The organism is Candidatus Binatia bacterium (assembly GCA_023150935.1).
Classification (GTDB): Bacteria; Desulfobacterota; Binatia; order HRBIN30; family HRBIN30; genus JAKLJW01.
In genome coordinates this window covers 1-1,292 of sequence record JAKLJW010000100.1, presented here as the reverse complement: position 1 = coordinate 1,292, position 1,292 = coordinate 1, and the positions used below count along the sequence as shown (strand labels likewise).

Here is a 1,292-nt window from a genome sequence, read left to right as displayed (position 1 = left end):
AGGATTCGTCGCCGGACCGGGAGCCTCTCCCGGATCCGGGAGTCTCAATCCCCTCATCGAGGAATCGTCCATTCGGACTGGTCTGCTTGGCCAGTCTGGCCCTGATAGGGCTAGGTCTCAATCCCCTCATCGAGGAATCGTCCATTCGGACGCCTTGCCCCTGATCGCCGAGGCTATGCGAGAGGCCATGTCTCAATCCCCTCATCGAGGAATCGTCCATTCGGACTGGATCGGTCCGTCGCTTGGCAACGGACGCCGTTGCCGTCTCAATCCCCTCATCGAGGAATCGTCCATTCGGACTCACCTTGTCGTTTTCGCTGCATGCTTGCGGTTCCTCACCTCCTTTTGCGACACTCTCTGTCTCGGCTGTGGACAACCCGTTGCCCATTCGTCGCGGCCGCCGCTAAGGCGTTGCCTTATCATAATTTTCTCGCCGCGACACTCTCCGCGCCCGGCGCCCTCCGTGCGATCGCCTTTTCGCGCACTTGGCACCGTCGCCAGCCAACCCCCGGGGAGCGTCGCACTCATACCACCCTCCATTCCTCCCGGCGCGTCACCCGCGCCCGCCCACTCGTCTCCACCCGGCTCACACACCCCCCGCACAGGAAGTAGTAATGCACCCGATCCCGACTCGCGTCGATCGACTCCTCCAACTGCTGCCGCAACCGCCGAAATCCCTGCGGCGTCAACTCCGGCGCCTCGAACACCGACTTCTGTACCCGCACCGCATACCGCCGCAACGCCTTGACCACCCGGTACCGGCGCCGGTCGTCGCTCACGTCGAAAGCGATGACGGTGAACATGGGTCCTGGGGTCCTGGGGTCCTGGGGGCTTGAGGGCCTGGAGGTTGGACCGTACCGCCTTAGCGCACTGCCAGGGGCCGGTACTGCTCCTCCGCACCCATAAGATAGCGTGCGAATTGCCGCACCTGCTCCTCGATGACCTGCCGGTACGTCAGACGCTGGTTGCGCGGCGCGTACAGCACCTCGCCCCGAATCCGCCGCTCGAATAACTCCACAAACCACCGTAACGCCGGTCGCTTGAACCGGACCGGCTCCCCCTCGCCAGCCCCCTCGAAATCGTCCGGCGTAAACGCCCGCTGATTCAAACACGCCACCACCATCGGGTCCACAATCACACTCCTGTACTCCTCCATCAGATCGCACACCAACGAAGGCCGCCCGTACGCCACGTCGTGCAATGCCCCGAGATACGGGTCCAGCCCCACAACCTGCACGGCGGTCTCCACCGCGTTCGCCAGCAACGTGTACCCCAACGACAACAACACGTTC

At 63.6% G+C, this 1,292-nt stretch carries 2 protein-coding genes; both read right to left on the bottom strand.

Annotated features, from left to right (window positions below; genetic code table 11):
- Positions 1-524: 524 nt before the first annotated feature.
- Positions 525-803 (bottom strand): CRISPR-associated endonuclease Cas2, encoded by a 279-nt coding sequence (gene cas2, locus L6Q96_23135; GenBank protein MCK6557445.1) that lies wholly within the window; start codon positions 801-803, stop codon positions 525-527.
- A gap of 59 nt (positions 804-862) precedes the next feature.
- Positions 863-1,292: CRISPR-associated endonuclease Cas1 (cas1, locus tag L6Q96_23130; GenBank protein MCK6557444.1), on the bottom strand; the 430-nt coding region annotated here is incomplete at its 5' end.

Coding starts and splice junctions, on each gene's coding strand:
- cas2 (MCK6557445.1), bottom strand. CDS start 803: ATGTTCACCGTCATCGCTTTCGACGTGAGCGACGACCGGCGCCGGTAC.